General features: G+C 59.2%; 19 protein-coding genes, 1 tRNA gene and 1 pseudogene. 13 read left to right on the top strand and 8 right to left on the bottom strand.

Annotated features, from left to right (window positions below):
* Nucleotides 1–195 precede the first annotated feature (195 nt).
* Nucleotides 196–1,350: an efflux RND transporter periplasmic adaptor subunit gene (locus tag ACZ495_RS06785; protein WP_394027744.1), complete on the bottom strand. Its 1,155-nt coding sequence runs from the start codon at nt 1,348–1,350 to the stop codon at nt 196–198.
* A 338-nt stretch (nt 1,351–1,688) separates the two neighbouring features.
* On the opposite strand from ACZ495_RS06785, the gene speA reads away from it, so the two are divergent.
* On the top strand, nt 1,689–3,605 hold the full coding sequence (speA, locus tag ACZ495_RS06780) for a biosynthetic arginine decarboxylase (RefSeq protein ID WP_012624533.1): 1,917 nt from the start codon (nt 1,689–1,691) through the stop codon (nt 3,603–3,605).
* A 264-nt stretch (nt 3,606–3,869) separates the two neighbouring features.
* Here the strand turns inward: speA and ACZ495_RS06775 are convergent, their stop codons facing one another.
* The 6 genes and pseudogenes from ACZ495_RS06775 to pyrR all read right to left on the bottom strand — a co-directional run bounded on the left by ACZ495_RS06775 (nt 3,870) and on the right by pyrR (nt 8,904).
* Nucleotides 3,870–4,757: an NAD(P)H-hydrate dehydratase gene (locus ACZ495_RS06775; RefSeq protein WP_012624534.1), complete on the bottom strand. Its 888-nt coding sequence runs from the start codon at nt 4,755–4,757 to the stop codon at nt 3,870–3,872.
* Nucleotides 4,745–5,407, bottom strand: a complete 663-nt coding sequence (locus ACZ495_RS06770; RefSeq protein WP_296985039.1) for a putative Se/S carrier protein — start codon at nt 5,405–5,407, stop codon at nt 4,745–4,747. The genes ACZ495_RS06775 and ACZ495_RS06770 overlap by 13 nt, the downstream gene beginning before the upstream one ends.
* 309 nt (nt 5,408–5,716) lie before the next feature.
* Nucleotides 5,717–6,657: pseudogene (locus tag ACZ495_RS06765) on the bottom strand (IS481 family transposase).
* A gap of 86 nt (nt 6,658–6,743) precedes the next feature.
* Nucleotides 6,744–6,959: a sulfurtransferase TusA family protein gene (locus ACZ495_RS06760; RefSeq protein WP_012624536.1), complete on the bottom strand. Its 216-nt coding sequence runs from the start codon at nt 6,957–6,959 to the stop codon at nt 6,744–6,746.
* The gene (yedE, locus tag ACZ495_RS06755; protein ID WP_012624537.1) at nt 6,959–8,053 is read right to left on the bottom strand and encodes a YedE family putative selenium transporter; all 1,095 of its coding nucleotides are present in this window, start codon (nt 8,051–8,053) and stop codon (nt 6,959–6,961) included. The genes ACZ495_RS06760 and yedE overlap by 1 nt, the downstream gene beginning before the upstream one ends.
* Before the next feature lie 311 nt (nt 8,054–8,364).
* The gene (pyrR, locus tag ACZ495_RS06750; protein ID WP_012624538.1) at nt 8,365–8,904 is read right to left on the bottom strand and encodes a bifunctional pyr operon transcriptional regulator/uracil phosphoribosyltransferase PyrR; all 540 of its coding nucleotides are present in this window, start codon (nt 8,902–8,904) and stop codon (nt 8,365–8,367) included.
* Between the two features lie 127 nt (nt 8,905–9,031).
* On the opposite strand from pyrR, the gene ACZ495_RS06745 reads away from it, so the two are divergent.
* The 12 genes from ACZ495_RS06745 (at nt 9,032) to ACZ495_RS06690 (ending at nt 24,020) form a co-directional block, all read left to right on the top strand.
* A complete protein-coding gene (locus tag ACZ495_RS06745; protein ID WP_081428279.1) occupies nt 9,032–9,349 on the top strand; it encodes an IscA/HesB family protein in 318 nt (105 codons plus the stop codon).
* An 89-nt stretch (nt 9,350–9,438) separates the two neighbouring features.
* Nucleotides 9,439–9,759: an IscA/HesB family protein gene (locus tag ACZ495_RS06740; RefSeq protein ID WP_012624541.1), complete on the top strand. Its 321-nt coding sequence runs from the start codon at nt 9,439–9,441 to the stop codon at nt 9,757–9,759.
* Between the two features lie 167 nt (nt 9,760–9,926).
* Nucleotides 9,927–13,394: a transcription-repair coupling factor gene (gene mfd, locus ACZ495_RS06735; RefSeq protein ID WP_464262867.1), complete on the top strand. Its 3,468-nt coding sequence runs from the start codon at nt 9,927–9,929 to the stop codon at nt 13,392–13,394.
* Nucleotides 13,395–13,468: 74 nt separating this feature from the next.
* A complete protein-coding gene (locus ACZ495_RS06730) occupies nt 13,469–14,641 on the top strand; it encodes a peptidylprolyl isomerase (RefSeq protein WP_464262866.1) in 1,173 nt (390 codons plus the stop codon).
* A gap of 323 nt (nt 14,642–14,964) precedes the next feature.
* Nucleotides 14,965–15,900, top strand: a complete 936-nt coding sequence (locus tag ACZ495_RS06725; RefSeq protein WP_012624544.1) for a SurA N-terminal domain-containing protein — start codon at nt 14,965–14,967, stop codon at nt 15,898–15,900.
* Between the two features lie 141 nt (nt 15,901–16,041).
* A complete protein-coding gene (locus tag ACZ495_RS06720) occupies nt 16,042–16,986 on the top strand; it encodes a helix-turn-helix domain-containing protein (protein ID WP_012624545.1) in 945 nt (314 codons plus the stop codon).
* Nucleotides 16,983–17,735: a DNA repair protein RecO gene (recO, locus tag ACZ495_RS06715; RefSeq protein WP_012624546.1), complete on the top strand. Its 753-nt coding sequence runs from the start codon at nt 16,983–16,985 to the stop codon at nt 17,733–17,735. The genes ACZ495_RS06720 and recO overlap by 4 nt, the downstream gene beginning before the upstream one ends.
* A 379-nt stretch (nt 17,736–18,114) precedes the next feature.
* Complete coding sequence (glyQ, locus tag ACZ495_RS06710; protein WP_012624547.1) at nt 18,115–18,993, top strand: glycine--tRNA ligase subunit alpha; 879 nt, start codon at nt 18,115–18,117, stop codon at nt 18,991–18,993.
* 4 nt (nt 18,994–18,997) lie between these two features.
* Nucleotides 18,998–21,082: a glycine--tRNA ligase subunit beta gene (gene glyS / locus ACZ495_RS06705; RefSeq protein ID WP_464262865.1), complete on the top strand. Its 2,085-nt coding sequence runs from the start codon at nt 18,998–19,000 to the stop codon at nt 21,080–21,082.
* A 297-nt stretch (nt 21,083–21,379) separates the two neighbouring features.
* Complete coding sequence (rpsT, locus tag ACZ495_RS06700) at nt 21,380–21,649, top strand: 30S ribosomal protein S20 (protein ID WP_012624549.1); 270 nt, start codon at nt 21,380–21,382, stop codon at nt 21,647–21,649.
* A 212-nt stretch (nt 21,650–21,861) separates the two neighbouring features.
* Nucleotides 21,862–21,938, top strand: a tRNA-Arg gene (locus ACZ495_RS06695).
* A 417-nt stretch (nt 21,939–22,355) separates the two neighbouring features.
* Nucleotides 22,356–24,020, top strand: a complete 1,665-nt coding sequence (locus ACZ495_RS06690; protein ID WP_464262864.1) for a sigma-54-dependent Fis family transcriptional regulator — start codon at nt 22,356–22,358, stop codon at nt 24,018–24,020.
* A 107-nt stretch (nt 24,021–24,127) separates the two neighbouring features.
* Here ACZ495_RS06690 and ACZ495_RS06685 read toward each other — a convergent pair whose 3' ends face one another.
* Nucleotides 24,128–24,358 carry a dissimilatory sulfite reductase D family protein gene (locus ACZ495_RS06685; RefSeq protein WP_012624551.1) on the bottom strand — a complete coding sequence of 77 codons (231 nt, stop codon included), beginning with the start codon at nt 24,356–24,358 and terminating at the stop codon, nt 24,128–24,130.
* Nucleotides 24,359–24,483 lie beyond the last annotated feature (125 nt).

Here is a 24,483-nt window from a genome sequence, read left to right as displayed (position 1 = left end):
TCGGCAGCTGACTGGCGCGCCTGTCCCGCTCACTCCGAATATCTGGCGTACCCGATGTGCCCGATGTAACAGGTGCGCCGGGATACAGCAGGGACAGTCACCCGCGCGGTTTACGGCAGATTTTGAGGCGTCCGGGCGTCCGGCGCACGGAAACGCCTGGAGCGATGAAACGCGCCACGCCTGCTGCCGGCGGCCCTATTCGACTTCCTTTACAGGAAGCCCCGGCGCAAGGCGCACCTGGCCTTCCACCACCACCTTGTCCCCTTCAGAGACAGACCCTTCCACCACACTGACGTCATTGTGCTCAAACAGGACTTTTACCGGGCGGTAGGCGGCATTTTTTTTGGCGTCCACCACATACACATAGGATTCGTCGCGGCCGGACTGCACAGCGCGGGAAGGCACGGTAAGCACACTGCTGCCCATGCCGAGGGGAAGTTGCACCTGCACAAACTGGCCGGGCCACAAGCGGCGGGAGGCGTTTTCAAACGTACCCCGCAGGCGGATAGTACCTGTGCGCGTGTCAACGCTGTTGTCCACCAGGGTCAGCAGCCCCTGTTCTGCCTGGCCTCCGGCGGGGGTCGCCGTAACCGGGACGGACTCACCGCCCATGCGGTCAAGAATCACGGGCAGGTGTGCTTCCGGAACTGAAAAGCTCACATAGATGGGCGAAAGTGTGTCGATGGTGACCACGGGAGCGGCATCCGTGGATTTCACCATATTGCCCCTGTCCACATTAAGGGCCCCCACACGACCGCTGATGGGGGCCACTACCGTACAGTATGACAGGTCAAGAGCCGCGCTTTCAACGGCAGCCTTGTCGGACTGCACGGTAGCGCGCAGTGCGGCGGCCTGGGTCGCGGTCTGCTCATAGGCCTCACGGCTTACATAGCCGCCGCCCACCAGCTTGCCGTACCGTGCCATGTCATCAAGGGCCTTGTTCAGCTGGGCCTGTGATTTTGCCAGCAGACCACGCTTTTCGCGCAGGGCGGCCTCAAAAGGGCGCGGGTCGATGGTGATGAGGGGCTGGCCTTCCTGCACGTCCTGCCCTTCCGTAAAGTGGACCTGCTGGATTTCTCCGGCTACTCTGGGCCTGACGCCCACCGAGGCGGAAGCCCGCACATTGCCCACAACGTGCAGCAGACGCGGCACATCAGCGCGCATAACCGGGGTTACGCGCACGGGAGCCGGGGCCGGACCGGAGTTTGCCCGCTCATTGCCGGAACAGCCGTTCAGGGCGGGGAGCAGGGCCAGAACCAGGGCCAGCAGCAGGCCTGAAGCCCGGAGCGTCCGCGCAGGGCGTGTGCAGAAAAAAAAGGGTATGCGTAAGCGGTTGTCAGGGCGCGTCATGGATATATCCTTAAAGAGAAAGCGTGGACATGGCTGCGGAACGGCCGTAAACGGGCCGTGCCAGAAGCCTGCGGGTTCTGGTGTCCACAGGGTGAAGCAAGCCACGCCCTGCGTCAAGAGGGCGGCGGCCTTCAATGAGTCTTGTGTTTTCCTGGCCGGTGCCGCAAGGTTCAAGAGCCTGTGGCAGGGGCTTTTTCCGGGGGGCCGGGCGGTGATAAAAAAAGCCTGTTCCGCAGGATTGCCAATATTGACTTTCACCCTCTTACCGGCATAATTACGCCTCTTTTTTGGGTGCAGTATTTTAACCCTCGCCCGCCGGGCGATACAAGGAGTGAGAATTGGCAAAAAACCGCGCATTGCAGCAGTGGCGGGTGGAGGATTCCATCGAACTGTACGGCATCCGCAATTGGGGGGCCGGATATTTTGACGTTTCCGATGCGGGCGAAGTGGTTATCTGCCCGCAAGGTCCCAAAGGCCCGCAGGTTTCCATTCCGGAGATCATCTCCGGTCTGCGTGACAGGGGCTATGACATGCCCGTGCTTTTGCGCGTGGAAAATATTCTGGACTCGCGCATAGCGAACATTCATGAAAGTTTTCGTAAGGCCATAAAAAATCTCGGCTATACCGGAGCCTACCGCGGCGTTTTTCCCATCAAGGTGAATCAGCAGCAGCAGGTGGTGGAAAAGATCGCCCAGTTCGGCGCGCAGTACCACCACGGGCTTGAGGTCGGTTCAAAGGCCGAGCTTATTGCCGCAGTGTCACTCATGCAGGACAGGGAAGCCTGCATCGTGTGTAACGGGTACAAGGATGAAGAGTTCATGGACCTGGGCCTTCAGGCCCTGCGCATGGGCTTTAACGTATTTTTTGTGCTTGAAATGCCCAGCGAGCTGAACGTGCTGCTGGAACGCAGCAAGGCCCTCGGGGTGCGCCCCAATATCGGCGTGCGTGCCAAGCTGGCCGTAAAGGCTGGCGGCCACTGGACGGATTCCGGCGGCGAGCGCTCCACCTTCGGGCTTTCCCCGGCGCAGGTGGTGGACGTGGTGGACACCCTCAAAAGCCACGACATGCTGGACTGCTTCAAGCTGCTGCACTACCATCTTGGTTCGCAGGTTTCCAACATCCGCGACATCCGCACGGGAGTGATGGAAGGCGCACGCCTTTATGTGGGCCTCATTCAGGAAGGCGCGCCCATGGGGTATCTTGACCTGGGCGGCGGCCTGGCTGTGGACTATGACGGTTCGCACACCAACTTCATTTCTTCGCGCAACTATAATCTGGATGAATACTGCACCGACGTGGTGGAAACCATCATGAGCATCCTGGATGAGGAAAATGTGCCTCACCCGCACATCATCACCGAGTCCGGCCGCGCCACCGTGGCGTACTATTCGGTGCTGCTTTTCAACGTGCTGGACGTCAGCATGATTGAAGAAGTGCAGCTGCCAGAAAGCCTGCCCGAAGGCATGCCCGAGCCGGTGCAGAACCTGCGGGAAACCCTGGCCAACATCAGCCTGCGCAATCTGCAGGAATGCTATAACGACGCCATCTATTACCGCGATGAAATGCGTCAGCTTTTCTCCACCGGCCGGGTGAATCTGCGTCAGCGCACCATTGCCGAGCGTTTTTTCTGGGCTATCATCATGCGCATCGCCCAGGAAAAAACCCGTCTCAAGAATGTGCCGCGCGATCTGGCCGACATTGATGTGAGCCTGGCCGACATCTATTACGGCAACTTCAGCGTGTTCCAGTCCTTGCCCGATACCTGGGCCATCGACCAGCTTTTCCCGGTCATGCCCATACACAGGCTCAGGGAGTTCCCTGCGCGTCATGCCATCATCTCGGACATCACCTGCGATTCCGATGGCCGTATCGATCAGTTTATCGACCCCCAGGGCATGAAACCCACGCTGGAACTGCACCCCCTGCGCGACGGCGAGGAGTACTATCTTGGCGTGTTCCTTGTGGGCGCATATCAGGAAACCCTGGGTGACCTGCATAACCTCATGGGTGATACCAACGTGGTGTCCATCCGTGTAGCCGAGGATGGAAGCTACGAGTACGTGCGTGAAATCCGTGGCGACTCTGTGGCGGATATTCTGAGCTATGTGGAGTACGACCCTCGCCGCATACTTGAAGACCTGCGCAGCACCGCGGAACTGGCCGTTCGGCAGGGCCGCATTTCGCCAAGCGAGAGGTTTTCTGTCATGCAGGCCTTTGAAGACGGATTGCGCGGCTATACCTATTTTGAACGATAGAGAGCCTGAAACAGAACGGCCCGTGCCAAAAGCACGGGCCGTTCTTCGTTATGCGGGCGAACGGGTAGCGGCTGGCTGCCCGCAGTTCCGTGGCAGCGTCTTCACAGCCGCCGTTTTTTATGCAGTTCCGTGGCGGAGAGCCGCCATGAGATGCCTGCTGCAAGCCGGCTGGTGTGACCTGTCTGAATGCAAGGCCGTTGCGAGGTGAATGCTGCCGTTTTGTCCGCAAGCGGCGCAGGCGAACATGCGGAACCCTGCACACGGTCAGGATTGCCGTAGCACTTCCTCGGCATAATTGTGAAGCACGTGCGGCAGGCTTTGCAGCAGGGCGCTTACCTGGGTGCCGGGATCAGGGGCGCAGTGCTCTGCCAGCAGGCGGGCAAGGCGTGCCGCCGCAAGGCTGGCCCGGCACATGGATATGCCGCCTGCCAGAAGCGCCGTTACAAGGCCCGTCACCAGATCGCCGGTTCCGCCTATACACTCCATCGCTGCTACCGAAGGCTCTTTTACCGTGCCTGTCAGACGGCCGCCGCAAACAATATGGTCAATCCGGCCCTTGATGATCAGGTGGGCCGGGCAGTTGCCGTGGGCGTTGGCTCTTTCCAGCAGGGCGGCGACGTTTTCTTCTTCGGCCAGCAGAAACCCCCTGGTATAAAATGGATGCGGGGCTTTTTCATCGGCAAGAAAGGCCATTTCGCCAATGTCGGGGGTGAAAAGATCATAAGCGTCGGCATAGCCGCTCATCTTGGCCACATACATAAAGCCGGCGTCCGCCACCAGCACGGGCGGGGCGGGCAGTGCCTGCAGGGCCATAAGCACACGGTTGTGCCAGTCCACATCGGGAAAAAGATAGTGAAATGTGATGCCTTCAGGGTTCAGGGTGTCGGCATGCTCTGCAAGCCAGGCGTACAGGGCGCGGCTGCCTTCTCCCGACCCTGTGTCTCCGGCCAGCAGCAGGCGGGGCGGCTGAAAACCCAAAGCCTCGCAAGCCAGAAGAGCGGTGGCGGCCAGAGCCTCGGTACCGCGCTGCACGGGAAAGGCGCTGTCGTCCGCGAGGTGGAGCCATCCGTCGGACATGCGGGCAGGGCCTTGAGCCGCTGTTTCGCGAAAAACCGGGTCCGGCCCCGGTAGAGTGCCGGCTATGTACCACATGAGTATTGCCTCCGCAGTTCTTCAAAGGCTTTTTGCAGGCTGTAGCAGCAGAGCGTCTGCCCGAGGCTCAGGGGTTCCGGGGCCTCGTCAAGGCGCAGGCCGCACAGGCAGTGTGCCAGCCACGGCACGTCCGGGCAGCCCCCGCCGGAAATGTTCACGATACGGCCGTCCCGGGTGTCCAGGGTGATTTTCATATTGGCCGCGCGTACCATGATCCAGCGGCCCATACGCCTGACCTGGTAAAGCGATACCGGCTCAAGCAGCACGTCGTGGGCGCTGACCACCTGTTCCGGATCAATGTCCTCCTTGTGCAATATTTCCAGCACACGGGCCTGACTCACCAGCTCAAACACGATCACCATATCACAACCGGTGCGCAACTGCGGCGGCGGTCCCTTGACTTCGACGTCAAGACCGGCAGCGCGAAGCTGTTTTTCTGCCTTGATGACTTCGCCCGTGTGGGCAAAGACCAGCAGGCCCCTGTCACTGACGGCACGAGCTGAGCGGGCTGCTGACTGTTCGTCTTTGCCGGGGTGGGCGGCCCGCTGGTCCGTTCTGGCTTTCTTGCCCAGCAGGGCGCGGGCGGCACGGCAAAGGTTGCCCATAAAGCCGCCGCCCGTTTTGCGTATGCCCTTTGGTGTTTTATCCATGCAGATATCCTGCCGGGCGGACGCTCGCCCGGCTGTTTGTTGGCTTTTGAAGTCATCCGTCGTTGTTCCGTGTGGCCAGGTATGGGGTCGACTGCTGTGTCCGGGCCTTCATCCTGGGCAAGTCGCTTTTGGGGCAGCGGTATGCCAGGAAAGTACGCCCTCTGGCTCCCCACCAACTCCTGCCCCGATTCAGAGCAGGAGCATTCCTGCAACAGATTGAAACAAGAATAAAGATGTTGATGGGTGGATTGTGGGAGGCCCCCTGTTGCAAAAGGGGCCTCCCACAAAACATTTCAAGAGTAGAACTCTCTAGCTGTAGAGTGTCAACACGTTGTTCACCCTCCTAGCCTTGAAGCTGGAGGTTTTCTGCCAAGAGCCGAGTGTGGTCGCAAGAAATTATACCGATGCGTCCATATCGACAGATAAGCTGTTCTTTTCCATGAGTGGGTATACGTTTCGGCGTATGCCCACTCATTCAATGCTGTTCGAATGAAGCGTTCTGCCTTGCCGTTGGTTTGTGGTCTATAAGGCCGTGTGCGTTTATGCGTTATTCCAAACTCACGGCAAGCGTCTCGAAATTTCCAAGACCTATAGCAAGCGCCATTGTCCGTCAGAATTCGTTCTACTTTGATGCCGTGCGAAGCATACCACGCGATGGCAAACCACAAAAACTCTATGGCAGATTCCGCCGTTTCATCCGGCAGTACTGCCGTATACGCGGCCCTGGAAGCGTCATCCACACATACATGTAAATATTCCCAACCTGGTCGATGCCGACGGACTTGCCGTGTCCCCGTCTTCCTATGACCAACTCCATCAATCTTGCCGAGACGCTTGATGTCCAGATGAAGCATCTGCCCCGGCTTCGCCCATTGATAACGCTGTACCGGCTCTTTTTCTTCCAAAGAAGAAAGCCGGGAGCAGCCGAGTCTGCGCAAGGCACGAAACACAGTGCTGCGGCACAGGCCAAGGCGTAATGCGATTGCGTCGCCAGTCTGTCGCTTTTTCCGCAACTCAAAAATTCTGGAAACGTCCAGCTCCGTCAGCCGATTTCTGCAATGTCGAGGCCGGGAAGAGGCGTCTGCTAAAGAAGCAAGACCTCCTTCACGGTATCGCTTCATCCATTTTCTGGCGGTTCGCAGGCTTACTCCAAATCCTGCCGCCACCGTAGCGGCAGGATTGTCCAGCATCCGCTGTATCATTTCTTCTCGACCTCTTGCGGTCAGTTTGGCATTCTTATGGCTGTTCACCTTCTCCCTCGATCGGTTTGCTGTTGTCTGTTAACTCCAGCTTTACCGACTTGGGGGAGGGTGAACAACCTATTGGAACACTACATCTAGCCCTTGTGCAGTTCCAGTTTGGTGACTCCTTGCCCTTCGTCGACGGGTTCCACGCAGAATCCCCGGTTGCGGGCCGCGCGGCTGACGTTCTCGCGGCTGGCGTCGTTATCCACAAGTACACTGAAGGGACCGTCGCCCGCCTTGGCGGCATTGAGAAAGAGAAGCACCGGCTGCGGGCATGAAAGACCGCGGGTATCTATAAGTACGGACATTACGCGCCTCGCTTGCAGTTGTAAAATCCTATGCACAAACAAATGCCAAGGCCGGCCAGAGTGGCGGCCATGCCGTGAGGGCCTATGCCGGCGGGGCTGGAGGCCATGCCGAAGTTGTGGGCCATGGCCGTCCCCGCGATGAGGCCCATAACAAACACGGCAGCATCGTTGTCGCCTTCGCCCGCCATAAAGAGCTGCCGCCCGGGGCAGCCGCCTGCCAGGGCAAAGGCAAGGCCCGCCGTAACCATACCCATAAAGTTCCACAGGTCATTGGGCTGTGAAACCGGCTGGTTTTCAAAACCCCAGTGGAAGGAGCCGAAACCGATATTCATGATCAGGGCCGCCGCGAACATGGCGATAAAGCCCAGGGCCAGAAACCACTGGTTGAACAGGATGACGTCGCGCAGAGCGCCCATGGTGCAGAAGCGGCTGCGTTGTGCCAGAAAGCCCACGGCCAGTCCGGCGCACAGTGAAAAGATGAACGGTGCATGCTGTGAACCGGGGCCTTTGATGGAATAGAAGAGCACACCGCTTTTAAGTTCGCCGATGATTTGCGGGTCGGCAAGATACAGGGCCACAAGGGCGATCATAAGCGCAGGCAGCAGCAGCCCCGATATTTTTCCCTGCCCCTGACTGCGCCCCAGAGAGAAGCCCATGCGGAAAAAGACCGTGCCTATGCCCACACCTACGATAAGGCCCGCAAGGCCGAAAAGGGCATGCGCGTCGCCACCGGCCAGGCGCAGGATGACGCGCCAGGGGCAGCCCAGAAAAACCAGCGCGCCTATGCCCGCGATGGCCCCGAGAAAAAAGCGGATGATCGGCGCCGAACCGCCACGCGGCTTGTATTCGCCAAAAAGCATGGCCGCCGCAAAGGCGCCCAGTACCATACCCATTATTTCCGGGCGCAGATACTGCACAAGGTCCGCCCTGTGCAGGCCCACAGCCCCGGCAATGTCGCGGTTAAAGCAGACCACGCATATACCCATATTGCCCGGATTGCCCGCCTGTTGCAGCAATACGGCCAATACGCCGAAAATGAGGCCGACCACGATGATGCCCGTGGTGGTGGACAGAATATTGAAGCCCTGTTTCATGGCTTTCCTCCTGTTTGCGGGCGTGCGCCCATTGCGTAGGCGGCCTGTATGGCCGCATTACGCGGACGGAGGATTACCGTTTGTCAGGGTTGTCGCGCCATGCTCCCAAGCCTCGAGACGCGCCGCCGCCCGCATATACTCCACACCGTGAAGCCTGTGGGTTTGCGTCAGGTCTTGCGCTTGGGCATGTGCGCTCCTTAGTGTTGCGCCGCACGGCCCTGGGCCGTGGGCAGGGGCGGCGTGGCCGCCCGGCAGGGTTACAGCCGGGAGATGCTTCAGGCAAATCCGGTCCCGGCAGGTTGCCCCTGAAATCAGGCGGGGCTGGCTGTAAGGTGAACCGCGTCCTGCCCGTCCCTTTCGGTGAGCAGCACGTCCACGCGCTCCTGGCGGCTGGTGTTGACCGTGCGGCCCACATAGTCGGCATGTATGGGCAGTTCGCGATGACCCCGGTCTATAAGGGCCAGCAGTTCCACAGCCCTGGGGCGGCCATAGTCCAGCAGGGCCTCAAGGGCGGCGCGGATGGTTCGGCCCGTATAGAGCACGTCATCCACAAGAACGATCACGCGCCCGTCCACGCTTGCGGGTATGCGCGACTGGCCGATATGCGGCTGGGCCTCAAGGCTTGTCCAGTCGTCACGGTAAAGATTGATATCCAGCGTACCCAGCAGCACCGGGTGACCGAGGCGCTCCTGCAGCAGGCCTGCCAGGCGGTGGGCAAGGTCCGCGCCGCGCCGCTCGATGCCTACAAGCATGACATGCCCGCAGTCTGCGTGGCGTTCCATAATCTGGGACGCCAGGCGCTCCAGCATGCGGGTCATTTCATGTTCTTCAAGCAGCAGGGTTGTAGCCATCTTTCCTCCCGTAACGTCTCGCTGAAAGCAGGTTAACGCTTTTTGTGGCTGAAGAAAAGTCCCCCGGTAATTGACAAGCCCGGTGCATGGCCTTAGTTACTAGGTCACCAGAAATATGGAGGACACCATGATTCAGTTGACCGACAACGCCCGCAAGGAACTCGATTCCTTCTTTGCGGACAAGAAAAAGGATCCCATCCGGATCTACCTTTCGGCCGGTTGAGGCGGCCCGCGCCTCGCACTGGCTCTGGACGAGCCTAATGATCAGGATTCAACCGAGGAACAGGCCGGGTACACCTTCTGCATGAGCCAGTCTTTGCTGGACGAAGTGAAGGGCGTCACCATTGATTTGACCTATATGGGCTTCACGGTTACCCCCGAGGTGCCCTTTGCTTCCAGCGGCGATGGCGGATGCAGCAGCTGCACGAGCTGCGGCAGCCATTAACAGGGCGGGCTTGGTTCCCCGCTGGCCGATGAAGCATATCTGCCTGTTTTTCGGTATTTTTTATATACTTGAAAAATATTGGAGGAACCATGCTTGAATTGACCGAAAGCGCCCGTCAGGAACTGGATGCCTACTTCAAGGGCAAGGAAAAGAGCGATATCCGCATCTATCTTGCCCCCGGCGGCTGCACCGGCCCGCGCCTTGCGCTGGCTATCGACGCTGCCACTGAAGATGACCAGAGCGAAGAACAGGGCGGTTTTACCTTCTGCATCAATAAAGACCTGCTGGGCCAGATCGAGGGCGTGAAAATCGACCTCACCCACATGGGCTTTATGGTGGAACCCACCGTACCCCTGCCACAAAGCGGCGGGGGGGGATGCTCGGGCTGCTCCGGCGGCTGCGGCGTCTAACAAGGCAGATTGGTATAGTTGACCGGGGGCGGCCTTTGGGCCGCCCCCTCGCCGCTTTAAGGGCGCGGGCGTTTTCGCCATAGCCGCTCCACCATATGACACTGCGGTTCTACGCCGCACTCCCGCATTACAGCGTGCCGGAAAAGTACGCTGTATGGAATATTTTCATGAGTAATTTCAGCACAGTACTGGCAAGCAAGGAAGGACAGGTTTATATCGAGCGCAGCGGCATGGCCACACGCTGCCGCCTCGCCGCCGAGGCCTTTACCCAAGGGCGTACCGTGGTGCTGGTGGCCCGTGACCGGGAAGAGTATAACAGCGCTCGCGCCTTGCTGACGCTTTTTACCCCCGAGCTTTCGCTGGCCGACAAATCTGTTTCAGAACCTCAGTGGAACAGCCCATGCCTGACCCTGCCGCCCCTGAGCCAGTGGCAGGACAGGGCCTCATGGTCGGCGCGCCTTGCCGCCCTGTACGGTCTTGCCCAGGGGCGGCCACGTTGTATTGTCTGCAGTGTCGAAAGTCTTCTGCTGCGCCATATTCCCCTGGATTTTTTTGCCGCCCGCAACCTTGATTTGCGCAAAGGCAGCGACTATGCGCCTGAACTGCTGCTGGATCAGGCCGTTGAGTGGGGATATGAACGTGTCCCCATGGTGACGCGACCCGGAGAAATGGCCCGCCGCGGCGATATTCTGGATATCTTTCCCACAGGTCATGTAAAGCCGGTACGTCTGGAATTTTTTGGCGATACGCTGGATGAAATGCGTGTTTTTGACGCTGAAAGCCAGCGCTCGCTGCAGGGCTGTGATGAACTGGTTCTTCTGCCCGCCAGCCCGCTTGCCCTGGACGCCAAAAGCCTTGCCGCGGCGCGTGAGCGTTGCGACCGCATGTTTGCCGAGGGCCGCATCAGCGAAAACGAGTGCTATTCTTTCAAAAAATCTCTGGATGGCGGCGGTCTGGGGCTTTTGCCCGGCAGCGTACTTGCATCGCCAAGCCTGTTTGAAGACTGGCTGCCCAAAGACAGCCTGTGGCTTTTGCCCGGCGAAAGCGACAGTGCCGATGTCCTGCGCGATGGTCGCCTGAGCCTCAAGGAAAGGCTGGAAGCCGCCGACGCCCCCCTGCCGCAACCCGCATCACTGGCGCTGCGCAAAAGTTCGCAGCCCGCCCCCTGGAACACATTCCAGCGTGTTTACGCCGAACCACTGGTTATGGGCGTGGAAGAGCGGGGGCTGGACCTGCCCGAACGGCCCTTGCATTCCTTTATCGATCTTTTCCCCCTGCCCGGGGCGCAGGACCGCCCCTGGCAACATCTCGCCGCGGGTCTCAAGGAATGGAAGAGCAGCCGCCGTCAGATTGTGTTAAGCTTTTCTTCGGGCAGAAGCCGTGCAAAATTTCTGAAACTTGCGGAGCAGGACGGCATCGTGCCCGTCTTGAGGTATGCGCCCGAGCAGCGGGGGCTGTTCGCTCTGGTTTCGCCTTTCCGCTCCGGAGCCGAGCTTGTCTGGGACGATGTTCTGGTGCTTGGCGAAGACATCCTTTACCCCAAGGCTGAAAAAACGCCGCGGGTCTCTTCCCGCGTGTTCAAGGGACTGGACTCTTTTGATGACCTGAAGCCCGGAGATCTGCTTGTCCACAGGGATTACGGCATAGGTCGCTTTGCGGGTCTGCACCATCTTGATCTCAATGCCGCCGCCAACGATTTTTTGCTGGTGGAATACTCCGGGCGCGACAAGCTCTACGTACCTGCCGACAGGCTGGGCCTCATCCAGCGCTTCAAGGGAACCGAAGGCGTGGAGCCTGCCCTTGACCGTCTGGGCGGCGCGGCCTGGGTGGCAGGTAAGGAAAAGGCGCGCAAGGCCATTGAAAAGATTGCCGCCGACCTTGTGGAGATGTACGCCTACCGCAAGGTAACCAAAGGCTTTCGTTACGATCCGCCCGGCGAGCTGTACCACGAGTTTGAGGCGACATTCGGCTTTGAGGAAACCCCCGATCAGGCCAAGGCTATCCAGGATGTGCTGGACGATATGGACAGGCCGCGTCCTATGGACCGCCTTGTGTGTGGCGATGTGGGTTTCGGCAAGACAGAGGTGGCCCTGCGCGCAGCCTTTCGTGCTGCTTCCGAAGGGCGGCAGGTGGCCTTGCTGTGTCCCACCACGGTGCTGGCCGAGCAGCATTATCAGACATTTCGGGCGCGTCTGGCGGGCTTTCCCGTCAATGTGGGGCTGCTCAGCCGCTTTGTGCCTCGGCCCAGGCAAAAAGAGGTGCTCAAGGCCGCCGCTGCCGGGCAGATAGATATTCTCATCGGTACGCACCGTATCCTTTCCAGTGATGTGAAGCTGCCCAACCTGACGTTGCTCGTTCTGGACGAAGAACAGCGCTTCGGTGTGCGCCACAAGGAAAAGCTCAAGGCTCTCAAGAAAAACGTGGACGTGCTGACGCTCACGGCCACGCCCATACCGCGTACCCTGCAGCTTTCAATGTCCGGCATACGCGAACTTTCCATCATCGAGACAGCGCCGCAGGACCGCAAGCCCGTGGCCAGCGCCGTGCTGCGCAAGGATGACAATGTGCTGCGCAAGGTGCTGGAGCGGGAAATCGAGCGGGAAGGGCAGGTCTTCTGGGTCTACAACCGTGTGCAGGGCCTGGAGCGCGTGGCCGAATATGTACGCGGCCTTGTTCCTGATGCCCGCGTAGGCATGGCTCACGGCCAGATGTCCGAGGCCGAGCTTGAAGATACCATGCACAAATTCTGGCACGGCGAACTGGATGTGCTTGTCTGCACATCCATTGTGGAATCCGGGTTGGATTTTCCCCGCGCCAATACGCTTGTAGTGGACCAGGCGCAGATGTTCGGCCTGGGGCAGCTGTACCAGCTTCGCGGACGTGTGGGCCGCAGCGACAGGCAGGCATATGCCTTTTTTGTGGTTCCCGATGCCGAGCGGCTGACGGCTGTGGCCGAAGAGCGCCTGCGTATCATTCTGGACATGGACTATCTGGGCGCAGGCTTTCAGGTCGCCATGGAGGATTTGCGTCTGCGCGGTGCCGGGAATATACTGGGCGAGGTACAGTCCGGTCACATGTGCCGTGTGGGGCTGGACCTTTACCTTGAAATGCTTGAAGAGGCCGTGGGTCGCCTCAAGGGCACGCCCGAAAGTCTGGTCAGCGAAACCGAGCTTACTCTCGGTCTGCCCGCCCATATTCCGGCATCGTATATCGACGATGGCCGTGAACGGCTGCGCTGTTATAAGGCCCTTACTTCCGCCCAGGGCGGGGCCGCCCGAGAAGAGATCGCCCTCTCCATACGCGACCGCTTCGGTCCCTTCCCCGAGGAACTGGCGAACTTTCTGGCCGTTCTGGATTTCAAGCAGTTTCTTACGGAACTGCAGGTGCAAAAGGCCGATGTGCACCGCGAGCATGTGCGCCTGACCTGGCCCGATGGGCAAACGGCCGTGCAGCCCGAACGCATTGTGGCGCTGGCCGCGTCCATGCCCGGAGCGCGCATGCAGCCCCCGGCCGGGCTGACCCTGCCGCTGGCGAAAGATATGCCTCTTGCCGGGGGGCTTGACAGATTGCGGCAGGCCCTGGAAGACATACGTATGCCCGTTGCGGAAAAGGCCGAAGAAAAAGCCCCTGCCTGATTGCAGGCGTTTCGGTCCGTTCTGCCGCCAGGCTGTTTTTCTCCGGCATTTGTTCCCGTCGGAAAAGGATGTCTATGCCTCTGCTGCCTTCCGTTTTTCACCCTTTTTATGGCGCTCGTCCGGCAGGCCTCGCGTTGCTTTGCCGTCGCCTCTCCGTTTTGCCCGGCCTTGTCCTGTTTGTCTGCTGCCTGTTTCTTGGCGGTTGCCTTGAAGGCCGCCTGCCTGAGGGGGTTGTGGCAACAGTCAACGGCGAACCCATTTATCTGCGTACCGTACAGGCCTTGCTGGATGGCCGCTCGGCGGCTCTGGACACCATGCAGCGTCCATCGCTGGAAAACATGAAGCGCCAGTACGGCGATGCGCTGGGTACGCTTATCATTTACGCTCTGGTCAATCAGGAATTGCGCAGCCTGCAGATCCCTGTCACCGAGTCGGCTGTGGAGTCCGCCGTGGCGAATGTCCGGGCGGATTACGGCGGAGAAGAGGAACTGGCGCGCTTTCTGGCCGAAGAATCGCTGGACGGCAATGAATGGCGTCTGCTCATGCGCGATTACCTCGCCATGCAGAGTTTTGAAAAGCGTGTTCTTTTGCCCGGCATCCGTATTTCTCTTGACAGTGTGCGGGGGTATTACAAGAGACACGAAACGGAATTCAATTTGCCTGAAACGCTGGACATTTGTTTGACCTCCGCCGTAGATCGGCAGGCTGTGGACAACTTTTGTGCGTCTTTTGCCTCTGTTGGCCCGGTTCGTGAAGAGCAGACAGGCGAACTGCTTTTGCAGTGTGTAGAAGCCGGGGCTGCTCAACTGCCCAACGCATGGCAAAAAGGGCTGGAAAAGCTCGCTCCCGGGCAGTGTCTGCCGCCACGGCAGGAGGGTGACCGCTGGTTCGGTCTGGCGCTGGTGCGGCGTAATCCGGCCCATGTCATGAGTGTGGCCGAGGCCTATCCGCTTATAGAAAATATTCTGCGCGAGCGGGAAAAAGAAGCGGCTTTTGCGCACTGGCTGACGGCCGCCCTGTCGCGTGCCCAGGTGCGCGTGAATCCCGACCTTGTTGCTGATCTGCTCTCCCCGGTTTCGACCCGGGCGGCCGGGCGCAACGAAACCTCCGGCGGCAGCGCTGCCGGTGTTGCTCCCGGCGGAGAGGGGGAGAACGAAAACCAGACCGGTCAGGAAGAAGCAGAGGGGTTGGGCGCCCCGGCTGCAGAGCGCCCCGGACAGGGAACTTCAGGAGGGCAGGGCCTGTAGCGCGAGGGCCTGTGCGCCGCTGTGCGGGTGTTTCAGGCCCGTTCGGTTCTTTGGTAATATTCTTGTCTTGCTACATATGCGCCGTATTCTGGCGTACATGACAGTGTTGCCGGGTTCAGCCACAAGGCATCCGGCAACGGCTGAAGCCGGGCCTGCTCCCCGTGGCGATCGGCCGGCGGTGCAGACACCGGGAGATTTTGACGCAAAGTCGCCTGAATAGGGCCGGGGACACCTCTGCCGGGCAGACATTGCATGTCGCGTTGTTTTGGGCTAAAAATCTGAGGATAAACAGGCGCACTGCGTCTTACATGAGGGAGAAACCCGTGAGGAAGACACTTGTTTTGCTGCTGGCGGTCATACTTGTGGCTGCATGCGGCGTGCAGGCCGCCCAGCTCAATAAAGTGGCCGCCGTGGTCAATGGGCAGGTCATTACCATGTTTGATCTGCAAAAAAATGCCCTGCCCGATATGGCGCGCGCCAGGCTTAATCCGGATAATCCCGCTGACGCCAAACAGGTGGATGCTATTTTCCGCAAGGTTCTGGACATGATGATCATGGATATCCTCATTGCCCAGGAAGCCAGAAGGCTGAAGGTCAGCGTGTCACCTGCAGACATTGACAATGAGATTGCCAAGCTCATGCAGGGTCGCAACATGACCAAGCAGCAATTTGAGGAACAGCTTGCCAGACAGAAAAGCAGCGTTGCAGAACTGCGTGGCAATATTGAGAAAAGCCTGTTAAGACAGAAGATCATGAGCATGGAGGTTGGCCGCAAGGTGGTGGTCACCCCCGAGGAAATCCGCGCATACTATGAGGCCCACAAGGACACCATGTATGACCGCAACGGCCTGCACATGGGGGTTATGGTTTACTCTCCCAAGGTGAACGCCGCCTCCATCGCTGCCCAGATCCGTTCCGGTGCGCTGACGTTTGAAGAAGCCGCGCGCAAGTACTCCATCGCGCCCAACAAGGAAAAGGGCGGCGATATGGGACCGGTGGAATGGGACCGCCTGAATCCCGAGTGGGAGGGCCGCCTCACCAAGATGAAGCCGGGCGACGTGACGGAGCTTTTTGACTTGCAGGGGCATAAGGCCCAGGTGCATCTCTTCCGCCCCGGAGGGGGAGGAGTGAAAATGCTCAGCCTTGAAGAGGCCAAGCCGCAGATTGACGCCATATTGCGGCAGCCCAAGGCTATGGAACGTTTTGACGATTATACTGGCCAGTTGCGCAGCAAGGCCGTGATAGATATTCGCTTGTAGCGCGTCTGACCGGGCGCAGCGTGGCCGTGTTTGCCCTGGCCCGCAGCGCCGTTCCGGTTGCGGCCGGGCCTGAAACGGCCCGCGCCGTGCCGCCGGCAACAGCCGCCCATGGGGCGGCAAAGACCTTTACCGAGGCTTTGCATGACCTTAGAGGAATTGGGTGCGGCCCTGCGCGCCGAGCGTGAGCAGAGGGGGCTGAGCATCGAGGATGCGGCCAATCATCTGAAGATAGGTGCACGCCTTTTGCGCGCCCTCGAGGCGGGAGATACATCCTCCCTGCCGCATCTTGCGTATACCAAAGGGTTTATCCGTTCCTATTCCGCCTATGTGGGCCTTTCCGCCGAAGAGGTGGGCGCGGCTCTGGCAACACTGGAAGCCAACAGTGAGGAAGCTGCCGCGCAGCATGCGGGGCCGCCGGAAATCTATCTGGCCCCGCGCCGCAGCCTCAAGCCTTTTTTTGTGGCGCTGGTGCTGATCCTGCTGGGGCTTGGTGTTTATGTGGCCTGGCAGCAGGGCGCGCTGGAATTTTTGAGCAGTCAGACCCGGCGTATGGCGCAACCCGCGCCCATGCAGCGTCCTGACACGGCTGACAACCCGTCTCCGCTTTCCACAGCCCGGCCCGGGCCGGAGGCCGCGCGTACAGACAGCCCCGCCGGGCAGTCCGGCGGCGCGGATTTGCCTGCTGCTGCCACAGCCGCCCAGGCTGCAGCGCCCGCGGGGGCGCAGCGGTCCGAGGTTGTGACCGGTTCTCAGGCCGCTCCAGCGGCTGCCACGGCGTCTGCGCCTGCATCCGCTGCCGCTCCCGCCGCAGCGGCAAATCCTGAAAGCATCGCGGTAGCCGGGCCGCACAAGGTCATCATCACTGCCACCGAAGAATGCTGGGTGCATTCCAGCGCCGACAATACCGATACCAGGCAGTTTTCATTGCGCAAGGGCGATACCTTTGCCCTTACCTTCAACAAGAGCCTGGAACTGAAGCTTGGCAACGCCGGCGGAGTACGCATCCGCTATAACGGCGAAGAACTTCCGCCTGTGGGCGGCAGCGGCCAGGTCCGCACCCTTACCTTTCCCCCGGCTCGGCAATGACAGAATGGGCCGATCACGCGCTTGTGCTGCGCATGGGGCACTTTCGTGAGTCGGACCTCTGGCTGAAAACCCTGTGCCGCAAGCATGGCCTGCTGACGCTGTTCGCTTTTGGGGGCAGCAGAAGCAGGCGTCGTTTTTGTGGCTGCCTGGACGTGCTCAACAGCCTGCACTGCCGCGTTAAAACATCGCCGCGCGGCGGCTTTTTGAACCTTGAAGAAGCGGTTTTGCTTGGCGGGCCACAGGCACTCAGGCAAGACTGGCGACGCATGGGCCTTGCGGCCAACTGCCTGCGCTTTGTGGAAGCCCTTGGCGTGAATGACGACGGCGCGGACGAGGCTTTCGCGCTGGTTGAGGACATGAGGCGCACGCTCGAAGAAGCCCCGGCCCTGCCTGCGCTTTTTCCTCTTTTTTTCCGTCTTCGCCTCGCCGGAGCGCTGGGTTTTGCCCCGAGCCTTGACGTGTGCGGCCTGTGCGGCGCTGACCTGTGCGGCTCTGTACAGTTTGTAGTGGATGAAGGCCATGTGCGCTGCCCATCGTGCCGTGCGCAGGCCGGCCCCGTGCGCTACGGGGTGGAATTGAGCGCCGGCGGGCTTGACCTTTTACGCCATGTGCAGCAAGAATTGCCATCCGGCTGGCACGCGGAGGAATTGCCCTCGGCGGACCGGCGGGCCTGTTCCAGGGTTATCGACGGCTTTGTCCAGTATCATCTGGGACTGGCGTGGGAGGGGGGATTTTTTCGCCGCGTGTAGATGGCCGGTTTTCGCCGCCCCTGTTTTGCGGTTTTGCGGGTCAGCCCGGCCATATCTGCCCATTCCGGGATGGCCATGCTGGAGCGTTTTCACTTTGAAACTGCTCTGGCGACTGCACGCAGGCGGCCGCCACCGAGGCGCAAGCGCAGCTTGCCTGCGCGGGTAAGCGCCGAAATGAGCGTGTTACAAGTTTTGGGAATGCGTATTCTCAAAATTAAAATGCTCTAAAAAGGAGCCGCTGGTCAGCGATTTTTGCCTTCTGTCGCCGCAACGGCAGGGCCGGGCGCAGATATATCGCCCGCAGCGACGGTGTGCCGTTCATGCCGTTGCTCCGCCAGGAAGCAAAAATTTTTTTGATCAGCCTTCCAAAGGACAGCACATGTATTTTCAGGACGTGATTCTCACCCTACAGAATTACTGGGCCAGGCAGGGCTGCGTTATCGAGCAGCCGTCAGGCGTGGAATGCGGGGCCGGAACTTTCAATCCTCATACCTTTTTGCGGGTTATCGGTCCCGAACCCTGGAATGTGGCCTACGTGGAGCCTTCGCGGCGTCCCACAGACGGCCGTTACGGCGAAAATCCCAATCGCTTGCAGCGCTATTTCCAGTTTCAGGTCATCATGAAGCCCTCGCCGGACAACGTGCAGGACCTGTATCTGCAAAGCCTCAACGCTCTGGGCATCAATCCTGCCCAGCATGACATCCGCTTTGTGGAAGACGACTGGGAATCGCCGACCCTGGGGGCCTGGGGCCTCGGCTGGGAAGTGTGGCTCAACGGTATGGAGGTGAGCCAGTTCACCTATTTCCAGCAGGTGGGTGGTATCGACCTTGCGCCTGTGAGCGTGGAGCTGACCTACGGTCTTGAGCGCCTGGCCATGTATCTTCAGGGTGTGGAATCCGTATACGATCTGGCCTGGAACAAAGACGTGACCTACGGCAATATCTACCACCAGAACGAGGTGGAGCAGTCGCGCCATAATTTCGAGGCCAGCGATGCCCAGATGCTGCTGCGCCATTTCAATGATTTTGAAGGCCAGTGCAAGGCTATGCTCGAACTGGGCTTGCCCTGGCCCGCCTATGACTATTGCCTGAAGTGTTCGCATACCTTCAACCTGCTGGACGCGCGCGGGGCCATATCCATTACGGAACGCACCGGCTATATCGGCCGGGTGCGGGCTCTGGCGGCGGGCGTTGCCCGTCTGTACGCGGCTCAGCGCGAAGAACTGGGCTATCCCATGCTCAAAAAGGATGCGAGGTAAAGCCGTGGCCACCTTTGTGCTCGAAATCGGCAGTGAAGAACTGCCTTCCCGTTTTTTGGCTCCCGAAGAAGCGGAACTTTTCACCCGTTTTACCACGGCTCTTGATGAGGCAGGCCTTGAGTACGGCAGCCTGCGCGTCATGAGTACGCCGCGCCGTGCCGTGGTTATGGTTGAAAACCTCAATCCCGTGCAGATTGAGCGGGAAGAGGTGATCTCCGGTCCGCCCGTGCGCGTGGCCTATGACGCCGAGGGCAAACCCACCAAGGCTCTGGAGGGCTTTGTCCGTACCAATGGCTGCGCCCTGGAAGACGTTTTTCAGCAGGAAACAGAAAAAGGCGCGTACGTGGCCGTGCGTAAACGCACCGGCGGCGCGCCCGCCAGTGAACTGCTGGCTGTCATGTGCCCGGCCATCATTTCGGCATTGCCCTTTGCCAAGCGCATGCGCTGGGGCAACCATTCGCTGGCCTACGCCCGCCCCCTGCGCTGGATTCTGGCCCTGCTGGACGATGAGATTATTTCTTTTGAGGTCGGCCCGATGGTTTCGGGACGCGAAACCTGCGGGCACCGCATTCACGGGGCAGGTCCCTTTTCTGTCGCCCGCGCTGCAGAGCTTCCGGCCATACTGGCAGATTCCTGCGGCATCACCCTTGATTCCCCGAAGCGCCGGGAAATTATTGTGGAGGGCGGCAACAGGCAGGCGCAGACCGTCGGCGGCAAGGTGCTCTGGAAGGACAGCCTGCTTGACGAAGTGCAGGGCCTTGCGGAACATCCCGTGCCACTGCTGGCGGATTTTGATCCGGCTTATCTTGAAGTGCCACGCGAGGTGCTGCTGACCAGTATGGAAAGCCACCAGAAAAGTTTCGGCATCGAAGGGGCCGATGGCCGTTTGCTGCCGCACTTTCTGACGGTGCTCAACATCACTCCCGAAGACATGAGTATTGTCAAGCGCGGGTGGGAAAGAGTGCTGCGCGCCCGTCTGGAAGACGCCCGCTTTTTCTGGCAGGCCGACCTGCGGGAAGGGTTTGACCACTGGCTGCAAAAACTCGATTCGGTTATTTTTATCGGTGGGCTTGGCAGTATGGGAGACAAGACACGCCGTCTCGAATCCCTGTGCCGCTGGCTGGCGGAAAAATGCGCCCCCGACCTTGCCGCTGATGCCGCGCGGGCAGGTCGCCTTTCAAAGGCCGACCTCGTCAGCGGCCTCGTTGGCGAATTTGACACCCTGCAAGGTGTCATGGGGGGCATTTATGCCGCCCGCAAGGGCGAAAGCGCGGCCGTGGCCCAGGCTGTGGCCGAGCAGTATCTGCCTGCAGGGCCGGATTCGCCCCTGCCGGGCAGCATGTGCGGCGCGCTGCTGTCACTGGCCGACAAGGCCGACACGCTCGCGGGCTGTTTCGGCCTGGGGATGATACCCACGGGTGCTGCGGACCCCAACGGTCTTCGCCGTTGCGCTCTGGGCATCATTCGTATTGTGCTTGATTTTGGCCTGAGGCTCGACATGCGTGAGGTTTTTGCCAGGGCGCAGGAGCTTTACGGGGACAGGCAATGGAAACTGCCTCCGGCAGAAGCTCTCGATAAGCTTATGGAATTCTTTGGCGCAAGGCTGCGCAACTATTTCATGAGTCAGGGGCAGGACACCTTGCTGGTGGATGCCGCGCTGGGTGCGGGTGCGGCTCAGGTAAAGGACTGTGGCGAACGCCTGGAAGCTCTGGTGGCCTTTAGCCGCGAGGCTGGTTTTGCCGAAGCTGCCCAGACCTTCAAACGCGTGGCAAATATTTTGCGCAAGCAGGGGCAGGCGGAAGATATCCCGGCCCAGTGGCAGGCGGAGCTTCTGCATGAAGATGCGGAAAAGGCCCTGGCTGCAACTCTGGATGGCCTGCTGCCGGAACTGGACCGTATGTGGGCGGCACGGGAACACACCGCTGCGCTGGCTTGCCTGAGCAACGTGCGCCCGGCTGTGGACGCCTTTTTTGACGGCGTAATGGTCATGTGTGACGATGCCGCCCTGCGCCGCAACCGCCTGGCCATGCTTCAGGCCCTGGGCGGTCGTTTTGCCCGTCTGGCGGATTTTGCGGCCTTGCAGATGTAGTTGAATCACGCGGCGCGGGCGTTTTTTCGTTCCCGCGCCGCGAATATATCAGCGCGGCGACCGCGAATAACGGAACTGCCAGCCGATGCGGCCATAAGCGGCCGGAACAGCACCCACAGCGGATCGGCATACAGATGCTGCACTGCTGTTTGTGGCGACAAAACAAGTATCTTGGAAAAAACGGCGCGTTTGCTTGACAGCCGTAAGGCCCTATGCTAACAACCCGTCTTCGCGATAGCGCAACATATTTCAGACTCATGGCTTGCCGGGGCAAGCCCAACATAGTGGAGGATTACCGTGGCCAACCATAAGTCAGCCATCAAGCGTCACAGGCAGAGCGTAGAAAGAGCCGGCCGCAACCGCGCCGCCCGCACTCGCGTCAAGAACGCCATCAAGCAGGTGCGTACCGCCATTACCGGCAGCGACAAGGCTCAGGCCGGTGAAGCTCTGGTGGCCGCCACTTCCGTGCTTTCCAAGGCCGCCAGCAAGGGCGCCATGCACTGGAAGAAGGCCGCGCGCAAGATTTCGCGTCTGGCCCGTGCTGTCAACAGCATAGAAGCCCAGTAGTTTGCAGGGCCGCTTGTGAGCGGCCAGGAGAGTGGAGCGGTTTAAACTGCCCCAAAAGTTTGGTGCTTGAGTGCGATGCGCTTGCGTGGCCGCACAGTGCTTTGTTAAGTACACGCTGATTGAAAATTTCAACTAAGTTCGCAGATTTTCAAAAAATATTTTGAAAAAAAGCTTGACCGCCACTGCGACTTGATATAGTTTCCCTTTGTTACGCGCTCGTAGCTCAGCTGGATAGAGCAACAGGCTACGAACCTGTAGGTCAGGAGTTCGAATCTCTTCGAGCGCGCCACATAAGAATCAAGCCCTTACGGTGAAAACTGTAAGGGCTTTTTCTGTGGGCCGGATGCGGCGGGCTGTTTTTTACGTCAGGCTCGCGAGCGTCCGGTGTAGTTTATCTTTGCAGGTTTATAGTCGTAAAATTCAAGGCGCTCATTCCGGCTTTTGCGCAGTTTGGCTGTACTGTTTTGCTGCCCGGGCAAACTGTGCATGGCCTTGGGGCGGGTGTTTGCCCCTCAAAAAAAAACAGCAAGTCAGTTTCACAATAAAAGCAAAACTTTCCTGATTCCCTGCTGCTACAGCGAGGCGCGCTTTGCCTCAGCGGGTTTGCACTGGAAGTCCGGCGGCAAGCCAGCTACTATGACAGAGGTGACCGCACGCCCGCTTTTTTCATTACTGCCAACTCCGGATTACTGCCAATAGCCCAGCCATGATTATTCTTGGAAACAGAAACATAAAGACACTCCTTCTGGAACTTGCGCAGCAGCAGGCTGTGGAAGACGTGCTTTCTCTGGCGGTCAAAAGTCTGGGAACGGCGCGCGATTCGGCTCTGGTGCGCATATGGCTTGTGGAAGCTGATGACGGTTGCCCCTCCTGTGCAGACAAGGGCGTCTGCGCAGGGCGTGGCCGCTGTCTGCACCTCAAGGCAAGTTATGGGCAGTCCCGCGTTGACGGGCGGCTCTGGACGCAGACGGAGCCGTCAGGTTTTTACCGTTTTCCTCTGGGGCACAGAAAGGTCGGGGCCATAGCCATGACGAACAGGCCCCTTGAGGTTTCGCATATTGAAGGGAATGAAGACTGGATAGCCGCCCCGGAGTGGATTGCGGCAGAAGGCATTGTGAGTTTTGCCGGGCAGCCCTTGGTGTGCCGTGGTGAAACCCTTGGCGTTATCGCATTCTTTTCGCGTGATACCTTGGCGCAAGGCGCTATGGAAATGTTGCGCATGGTGGCTGACCACATTGCGTATGCCATCACCAATGCCCGGCTTTTTGAAATAACCCGGTCCATAACGCAGCGAAGAGAACTGGAAAACGCCCACCTGCGCGAAGAACTTTACGAAGCGCGGCAGTTCACAGGCATCATAGGCGAAAGCGCGGCCATCAAGGCCATACGGGAACAGATACTTGTTGTCAGTGAAACTGAAGCAACAGTGCTTATTCAGGGGGCTTCCGGCACGGGAAAGGAACTGGTGGCGCATGAGCTGCACAAGAACAGCAAGAGGAAAAATAATCCCTTTATAAAAATAAACTGCGCCGCCATACCGCACCATCTGTTTGAGAGCGAATTTTTCGGCCATGTGAAAGGGGCCTTTACCGGAGCCATCCACGACCGCATGGGTTTTTTCCAGCTTGCGGACGGCGGTACGCTGTTTCTTGACGAAATTGCAGAAATCCCTTTGGAACTTCAAGGCAAGCTCCTGCGCGTACTGCAAGAGGGCGAATTCAGGCGGGTGGGGGAAGAGAAAAACCGCCATACCGACATTCGCCTTATCGCAGCCACCAATAAAGACCTCAAGGCCGCCATACGAAAACGCACATTTCGCGATGACCTATACTACCGCCTGCAGGTTTTTCCGCTCACAGTGCCAACTCTTAAGGAGAGGGAGGAAGATATTCCGCTTCTGGTACGCCATTTTATACGTATTTTCTGCCGTAAAAACGGACGCCGCGTTTTTGATGTGCCGGAAGCGCAGATGAACAGATTGCGCCAGTACGACTGGCCGGGCAATATCCGTGAATTGCAGAATTTTGTGGAGCGTATGGTCATTACCGGGCGGCCGGAGCAGGCTCTGGCATATCTTGCCCTGTGTGAAGCGGCGTCGCCGGAAGCGGAAGAAGCGGCTCCGGAGCTGTGTGCTTCTTTTGGCATTCCCAAAATCCTGACAGAAAAGCAGATGCGCCAGATGGAAAAAGATAACATGAAGGCGGCGCTGGAGCGGACCAACTGGCTCATTTACGGAAACCGCGGGGCAGCGGCCTTGCTGGGGATGAAGCCGACCACACTTATTTCGCGGCTCAAGCGGTTTGATCTCTACAGGCTGCGCCCGAATTCCATTTCTGCTGATGGACCTGCAGGCCCCGCAGGCGCAGACTGACGCAAAAGGCGAAGTTCCGGCGGCAATGGCGTGTTCCGGAACTTCGCTTTCATTCATCTGTCTGCAGTGCAGACTTGCCTGGTCAGGCGGCGGGGCAGGAAACGGCCCTAGCCTTCACCTTCTGCCTGACTTTGCTTTCCAGCCCCTTTGAGTCCGTACATGGTGGTACTGCCTGAGGACCAAAATTCCATAATTTCGCTTTGGACCATGGCCGTAAGAAGTTTTTTTACTTCACGCGGCCCTTTGTCAGGAAAGATTTCCAGAAAGTCCTTGAAGTAAAACTTGGTCTTGTTCTTTGTGCTGATGAAATCAACTATCAGTTGCTGATCAGGAATCATGACGGACCTCTTTTGCTGAGCCACCCCGGCGCACCGGGGTGGCTCCATTGGTAATCAGTGTCTTTCCAGAGCGCAACGCTTGCAGCCTTCGCTTGCGACAGGCAAAACCGCCTGCATCTCATCGT

This window comes from Desulfovibrio sp. GTC20076 (assembly GCF_055385905.1).
The sequence above is the reverse complement of the archived record's forward strand: the minus strand, read 5'-3'. Positions and strand labels throughout refer to the sequence as shown.

Excerpts from the sequence above, each read along its gene's own strand:
- ACZ495_RS06785 (WP_394027744.1), bottom strand. The coding sequence starts at position 1,350 with ATGACGCGCCCTGACAACCGCTTACGCATACCCTTTTTTTTCTGCACA.
- ACZ495_RS06775 (WP_012624534.1), bottom strand. The coding sequence starts at position 4,757 with ATGTGGTACATAGCCGGCACTCTACCGGGGCCGGACCCGGTTTTTCGC.
- ACZ495_RS06770 (WP_296985039.1), bottom strand. The coding sequence starts at position 5,407 with ATGGATAAAACACCAAAGGGCATACGCAAAACGGGCGGCGGCTTTATG.
- ACZ495_RS06760 (WP_012624536.1), bottom strand. The coding sequence starts at position 6,959 with ATGTCCGTACTTATAGATACCCGCGGTCTTTCATGCCCGCAGCCGGTG.
- yedE (WP_012624537.1), bottom strand. The coding sequence starts at position 8,053 with ATGAAACAGGGCTTCAATATTCTGTCCACCACCACGGGCATCATCGTG.
- pyrR (WP_012624538.1), bottom strand. The coding sequence starts at position 8,904 with ATGGCTACAACCCTGCTGCTTGAAGAACATGAAATGACCCGCATGCTG.
- ACZ495_RS06740 (WP_012624541.1), top strand. The coding sequence starts at position 9,439 with ATGCTTGAATTGACCGAAAGCGCCCGTCAGGAACTGGATGCCTACTTC.
- mfd (WP_464262867.1), top strand. The coding sequence starts at position 9,927 with ATGAGTAATTTCAGCACAGTACTGGCAAGCAAGGAAGGACAGGTTTAT.
- ACZ495_RS06730 (WP_464262866.1), top strand. The coding sequence starts at position 13,469 with ATGCCTCTGCTGCCTTCCGTTTTTCACCCTTTTTATGGCGCTCGTCCG.
- ACZ495_RS06720 (WP_012624545.1), top strand. The coding sequence starts at position 16,042 with ATGACCTTAGAGGAATTGGGTGCGGCCCTGCGCGCCGAGCGTGAGCAG.
- recO (WP_012624546.1), top strand. The coding sequence starts at position 16,983 with ATGACAGAATGGGCCGATCACGCGCTTGTGCTGCGCATGGGGCACTTT.
- glyQ (WP_012624547.1), top strand. The coding sequence starts at position 18,115 with ATGTATTTTCAGGACGTGATTCTCACCCTACAGAATTACTGGGCCAGG.
- ACZ495_RS06690 (WP_464262864.1), top strand. The coding sequence starts at position 22,356 with ATGATTATTCTTGGAAACAGAAACATAAAGACACTCCTTCTGGAACTT.
- ACZ495_RS06685 (WP_012624551.1), bottom strand. The coding sequence starts at position 24,358 with ATGATTCCTGATCAGCAACTGATAGTTGATTTCATCAGCACAAAGAAC.